Consider the following 6,675-nt stretch of genomic DNA (forward strand, 5'->3'; position numbering starts at 1 on the left):
GGAATTGCCATGATCGAAGCCGACACCAGGTGCCCCAGAATATTTGGAAACACGGGTCGCAAAAAGCTGACGTAAATTGCCAGCGTTGAAGATGCTGCCGTGCCAAAGCAGCAGGCAAGAATCGCGCACAGTTCGCTGCGGGTCATTTTGGTGATAAAAGGACGCACCACGATCGCCGCCTCAATGCCCACAAAAATATTTGCCGCACCGCTTAGAGCCTCTGCCCCGCTCAGCCGCATTAGCCGATAGAAAATTTTAGCGAACAGATTGGTAATGACCTGAATCACGCCCAAGCGATATAGCAGTGCCATCAGTCCAGAGAAAAAGACGACGGTAGGCAGGGCACGAAAGGCGAAGATATAGCCCAGATTCACATCCGAAGGCTGATTGGGCAGCGGAACAATGTTGCGCCCAAAAATAAACCTGGCACCAAAGTCTGCCGCAATAAATAAACTGTCAAGAATTTGACTAAATCCATTCAAAATATCGCGGGTTCCTGGCAACGCAAATACCAGTGCGCCCAAAACAAGCTGCAACAGGATACCCATCATTACCACACGCCAGGGAAAATACTTAGGGCTGCGATTTTCAGAACAGATCCAGGCAATTCCACAAAGGGCGAAAATTCCGATAAAGGAAAGGATATTAAGGTAGCTCATAGCGCGCTGGCTGGGTTGAGGATAGGGCGTTCGGCATCAGAACTAAATTTAGTCCCAAAATCTCCGCTTTTAACCTACCCCTTAAAACTTCAATAAATTCAGTCTGGGCTGTTTCTGCCGCAAATTGTTTCCATTGTTCACAATTTACTGGAATTCAGTTTCCCCGCTTAACTTCCCACGCTATCCCTCCATCCCCCTATCTCCTCATCTTCCTATCTCCCCAAATCTCTAGCCTAAAGAAAGTAGTAGGATAAGGACATCTCACTATTCAATGGCTTGATGGCATGGACGCTTTCGCTCTGACTCCGCCTGGCTGGACTCGCTCTGCCATTCACGCAACCGAATTTTGCTGTCCCTCCTGCCGATCGCTGGTTCTAGACGCTCAAAAAGTCTGGATCAATCGTCGAGCGCCTGTTTTTACCGAAGACCATCACCGCAAGTGGCAGGAATTTTACCAGTGTCAGTGTGGGGCTGCCTGGTGGGCATGGAGCAGCGATCGTCCGCCTACCCAGCTTAAAAAGCCCGACCCGGTTCAGCCGTGGGATAATCTCAACTGGTTTGAGTAGCATTAACTCCAACTGTCCATATTTCTGTCTTCCTGTATCGACTTCTGTCTCATCAGCTAAACCGAGTGAATCAAACCGATCGCGATACGATTCGTTCCATTATTGAGCGCCAGCTTCAAGCCTTCCAGCAAGATGATGCGGCAGGGGCGTTTGCCTTTGCCAGTCCTGCAATTCAGGCACAGTGCGGGACGCCCGAAGACTTTATGCAGATGGTTCGGCTTGGTCATGCCCCAGTGTATCGTCCACGATCGGTGATCTTTGAAGACATCACGACGATCGAAGGCATGCCTGCCCAAAAAGTTATGCTGATGAGCGATCAGGGCGAGCTGGTTATGGCACTGTATCTTATGCAGCAGCAACCCGATAGCACCTGGCGAATCCACGGTTGTTTACTGGTCCCGATCGAAGGGCAAACGACGAACGATCGAGAAGGAACATAAACCTGCGGCGGTTTAACGAGAGGGCTTGAGGAGTTGCAGCAGTTCTCCATTGTTCCCTAAGGTTGGGGGGCACTTCTGACAAAAAGCCGATCGCTGCTGGCTTCCAAGTCCCCTAGAGTTGGGAGATTTAGGGGGCTGGAAAACCTCGAATCGCTGCGGACTCAACTGGCATCTGCTTAAACTTACTTCATGAAATCTTTAGATAGCCCTCAGAGAACTTTCTGAGGTGAATTCGATCTGCCTGCAACTACAACAAAAGTGAGATCAGGTGAAATCAGAGTAGGTGCAAAGGTCAACCAATTACTTCATCTACCTACTGTCCATTAAAACAGGGTGACTCTGCCAGTCGCACTTCAGCGCACTTGTAGATGTCAAGCAAAAGGTACAAATCATGCTCGAAGCAGAATTTTCGCAGCCTCTTCGGTTAACTTATTCCATCACCAGCCTGTCTTCGGAGTCGCCCTTATCTGCTAACCACTCATTCTTTGCTCAACAAGCCCAGTCTAGTCCGTTGCTTTCATCGCTCTCGGCAGGACGATCGATCGCTGGCAATCGCCTGAACAACAGACTAACGGGCAGTACCACCGCCGATCGCATCCGGGGGGGTGAGGGCGACGATCAGATTCGGGGATTGGGCGGCTCAGACTGGCTATCGGGCGAACAGGGAAACGATCGCTTATTCGGCGGGGTGGGTAATGATCGGCTATTGGGCGGCAATGGCAAAAATCAGCTTACGGGCGAGGCAGGCAATGACCATCTCATCGGTGGTAATGGCAACGATCGACTGATTGGCGGCTTAGGGGCAGACGTGCTAATCGGAAATGGTGGCACAGACCAGCTTACCGGCGGCGCGAACGGTGATCGATTTAGGCTGCAATCGGGCAGTGTTCAGCTTGCGAAGGCGAGTGTAATCACCGACTTCACCCTAGGCGAAGACCGCTTGGAATTTGGGCAGACTTCTTCGCAGCAAATTCGGGTTATTGCAGGCACAGAGCAACTGGCGGGGAGTGCGATCGTCCAAAACATAGCGACAGGAAAATACCTGGCAATTTTGAGAAGTGTACGCGCTGACGGGCTAACGATCGCCATGCTGCAAAATCCGTCGCTCATTCCTTCGTCATCGATCGATCCACCTGTTTCCCCACCTGTCCCATCGGTTCCGCCTGCTCCGCCTGTTTCCCCACCTATTGCTCCGTCAGTCTCCTCCATACAAACGAGTAGTCTCAAGTTTTTACCCACGGATAGCGAAGCTACGATCGCTGCCACGGGAGCCACTTCGATTCAGATTGGCACCCAGACGATCTACATTGGTACTCAACAGGTAACAAGCCTTAATCAAAATCCCATCGTCGCCAGCTTTGACAGCAGCAATCCTGCAAATCAATGGGTGAAAACCAATTATGAGATGACCGGAGCAGACGGGCGTGGCTATGGCTTGTTCTGGAGCGGCACTGACCTTTATGCAGTATTTAGCGTAGATGGAACTCAAGGCACACCCGAGCAGGATTTTCGTCGGGTCAGCGGTAGTGCAGTGCAGCCCTGGCTTCGCAGCTATGGCAAGGGAGGAGGACCAAAAGCGGCTGTGATTGCCCGTCTCAATCTGGCTAGCGGAGAAATGACCGAAGCCGCCTACCTGTCTGCGGTGCTGAGCGACGGCAAAACCAACAGCCTTGAAATCACTGCAATTAGCCAAAATAGTGCAGGCAATCTGGTGATTCGTGCAAACTCCTGGTTTGCTCCGCGTCGCCCAGACGGTACAGCCATGACGCAAATAGTTTCCGGCAGTTCGCCGTTTAACTACACGGTTGAAATGGCTCCTGACCTGCGATCGGTCATCAATACCGCTGCGATCGGTTGGACTTAGGAAGGGCAATTCGGTAGAAAGGACAATTCGGAGAAAGGCTATTCGACAGCCGTTGGGATGGCGTTATAAAGCGGCAGTTTGACCGTAAACGTCGTCCCGATCCCTTCCTGGCTGGAAAAACCGATGTCACCGCCGTGATGCTGAACGCACTGTTTCACGATCGCCAGCCCCAGCCCAGTGCCTCGAATTGTACTCACATTGCTGGCGCGATGAAATAGCTCAAACAGGCGCGACTGATCGGCTTGAGGAATGCCAATGCCGCTATCCTTCACCTGAAAAATCCCCGTTCCTCCGATGCAGGTGAGGCTAAACATCACAGTGCTTCCGGGTGGGGAATATTTGATGGCGTTGGTCAGTAGGTTGGTGAGAATCGATCGCAGCAGGGCGTGATCCAGGCAGACTTCTTTGCAGTTGCCCTGACAGGAAAACTCTAGAAAATGGCTAGCCTGACTGCCCATCCGCATTTCCTCGACCAGTTCCAAACAAAACTTGTGCAGGTTGATCGGGGCGGGGTTGAAGGACAATTTGCCTGCCTCAGTTTTGCCGATCGTCAGCACATCTTCCAGCAGTTGAGCCATCGTGTGAATTGCCGATCGACATCGCTGATAGTATTCCTGCTTTTTGTCCTCGCTGGCGATATGGCTATACCGCTCCAGCAGTTCAAGCGAAGTTCGGAGGACGGTGAGCGGCGTTCGCAGTTCGTGAGACACCATCGAGACAAAGCGAGACTTTAGCTCACTCAGTTCTCGCTCCTGTTGCAAAGCCAGACGAATTTCGTACTCCACTTCTTTGCCTTCCCGAATTTGCTGCTCCCGGAGGCGAATGCTTTTAACCATATCCTCAAACACCTGCGCCAGCACATCCAGTTCATCGGAAAAAACCACCCTGCTCGAAGGAAGACTGAGATTGTAGTTTCCGGCAGCAATTTGCTCCGAGGAGTCGGTTAGTTCACTCAGGCGTTGAGTCAAAATTCCAGATAGCGCGTAGATCAGGATAAACAAAACACCGTAAGTGACGATGAAGGATGCCAAAACACGATTGCGAATTGCCTGCTGCACCTCCAGCACGTAGCTTGCTTCGATATCAACCCCCAGCACCGCCACCATTTTGCCTTCTTGATCCAGTAGCGGCGTGACGGCTGAGAGCCAGCTTCCCCACTTGTCGGTGTAAATTCGGCTTTCCTCAACCAGATTCTTCTCGCGCAAAACCTGATAAGCGGCTCCGCCAGCACGATCGGACTCTAGAAACTTTGACGCTTTTGCCGGATCATAAGCTGCCCACAAATCGACCAGATAAACAATCTCCCGTTCGTTTGGCTTTGCCTGCGCTACCCCAACCCGTCGATTTTCAGCAGGATAGCCAACCACATAGGTGTACAGCCAAACACGCGGCTCCAAGCTGTGAACGACCTGAAACCAATTCAGAATTTTTTCATAGCGTGGATCATCCGAGAAACCTGTCGCGTTGCGATCGCCCTGCTGATATAGCCCCAGCAAATCATCGACGCTAACGCCTGCTTTTGCGCCCTCCAGTGTCGATCGCATATCTGCCCGAAGCCGCGACATGGTTTTTTCTGTAGTAAACGAGTAAAACCAGTAAAATGCGCCAGCAAAGACCAGGCTGAAGGCAATGCTAAACCCAATCAGCAGCTTGGCACGCAAACTGATTTGCAGACGAGACGGCCGAGGCAGTTTTTTATGCACCTTCACGGCTCCGAGCGAGCAGTATCAAAAGAAACGTGCTGTGATGCGGAGCAGTTTGCAATTGGAAGTAATCATCGCCTTTGCCAGGATTCAAGCCTTAGTTCCTTTTTGCCGTAACGATCCGCCTGATTGAAGCAACAATTACCTGCTACTTTGCTCTATACCTATACTTTTTTGTAGACAAATCAGGCAAACTTCAATAGACGACTGATTCCAGTCTACTTTAGGGATTGCCGATTCCGTGTTGATTCAGCTCCGGGACAGCAGCCTCCGCCGCAGCCGATCTAGCGCGTTGCAGGTACTCAACCATCGCACCATTTCCCGGCCTCGATCGCCAAACTCATACCGAAAGCTTTCAACCTGACCTGCTCCCGGTCCCGCTAAGCCGATATACACGAGACCGACAGGCTTCGTAGCTGTACCCCCATCTGGTCCTGCAACTCCAGTAATACTCAAACTCCAGGTAGTTCCCAACCGCTCTCGAACGCCGATCGCCATTTGCTGCGCCACAATATCGCTGACGGCTCCCTGCTGAGTCAGATCGTCGGCGTTGACCCCCAGCAGATTGATCTTCACGTGATTATCGTAGGAAATCACACCGCCCCAGAAGTAGGCAGAGCTGCCGGAAACTGCGGTCAGAAGCTGACCCAATCCACCGCCTGTACAGGATTCTGCCACTGCCAAAGTTTGCTGTTTTGCCTTCAGCAGTGTCCCGACTGCCACCGCTAGCGTGTCTTCGTCTTCCCCGTAATAGTCTATGCCAGCCAGATCACGAAGCTGCTGCGCGACGGGATGAATCAGATTCAGGGCTTCTGCCTCGCTCGTTGCCTTTGCCGAAACCCGCAGCCTGACTTCGCCTTTGCCCGCATAGGGTGCAACCGTCGGGTTTTCCAGCTTCAGAAAGGCGGCTACTTTTTCGGCTAACACCGACTCTCCAATGCCCCAAAAGCGCAGGGTGCGGCTATAAATAATTTCCTGTCCCCAGCCCTGGCTCTCAAGAAACGGCACGGCGGTTTGCTGCCACATTGCCTGCATTTCACTGGGCACACCGGGAAAGGTCAGGATCGTCAGTCCTGGACGCGGCTGCCAGATAATACCTGGAGCTGTGCCAACCGGATTAGGCAGCACCTCAGCACCCTGTGGGATCAACGCCTGCTTACGGTTGCTGGGCGACATTTGCCGTCCCCGTCGAGCAAACTTTTGGGCAATGTCTTCCAGAACGTCCGATCGTTCAATCAAAGGAACTTCAAAAAAATCTGCCAGTGTCTCTGTCGTCAGATCATCGGGAGTTGGTCCTAGCCCGCCCGTAAAAATCAGCAGGCGCGATCGTTCGCAAGCAATTGCCACCGCCTTTTGTAGCCGCAGCACGTTGTCGCCTACGGTTGTCTGGTAATAGTGGGGAATTCCCAGCCGGGCAAGTTCCTGGGCAAGAAACTGGGCATT

6 protein-coding genes are annotated in these 6,675 nt (G+C 52.3%); 3 read left to right on the top strand and 3 right to left on the bottom strand.

All coding sequences use genetic code 11. The features are described 5' to 3' along the window. On the bottom strand, positions 1-659 hold a 659-nt coding region (locus H6F80_RS02745; RefSeq protein WP_277879015.1), incomplete at its 3' end, for a Na+ dependent nucleoside transporter N-terminal domain-containing protein. A 284-nt stretch (positions 660-943) separates the two neighbouring features. Here H6F80_RS02745 and H6F80_RS02750 point away from each other — a divergent pair. From H6F80_RS02750 to H6F80_RS30210, 3 genes are all read left to right on the top strand, one after another. Beyond that, entirely contained in the window at positions 944-1,225 is a 282-nt protein-coding gene (locus H6F80_RS02750; RefSeq protein WP_190790081.1) for a hypothetical protein, read from the top strand. A gap of 65 nt (positions 1,226-1,290) precedes the next feature. Next, positions 1,291-1,665: a DUF4864 domain-containing protein gene (locus tag H6F80_RS02755; protein WP_190790082.1), complete on the top strand. Its 375-nt coding sequence runs from the start codon at positions 1,291-1,293 to the stop codon at positions 1,663-1,665. 391 nt (positions 1,666-2,056) lie between these two features. Continuing rightward, complete coding sequence (locus H6F80_RS30210) at positions 2,057-3,529, top strand: calcium-binding protein (protein WP_190790083.1); 1,473 nt, start codon at positions 2,057-2,059, stop codon at positions 3,527-3,529. Between the two features lie 38 nt (positions 3,530-3,567). Here H6F80_RS30210 and H6F80_RS30570 read toward each other — a convergent pair whose 3' ends face one another. Continuing rightward, positions 3,568-5,232: an ATP-binding protein gene (locus H6F80_RS30570; protein WP_190790084.1), complete on the bottom strand. Its 1,665-nt coding sequence runs from the start codon at positions 5,230-5,232 to the stop codon at positions 3,568-3,570. 249 nt (positions 5,233-5,481) lie between these two features. Then, positions 5,482-6,675: competence/damage-inducible protein A (locus tag H6F80_RS02770; RefSeq protein WP_190790085.1), on the bottom strand; the 1,194-nt coding region annotated here is incomplete at its 5' end.

The organism is Leptolyngbya sp. FACHB-711, from assembly GCF_014695615.1.
Lineage (GTDB): Bacteria > Cyanobacteriota > Cyanobacteriia > Elainellales > Elainellaceae > Leptolyngbya_A.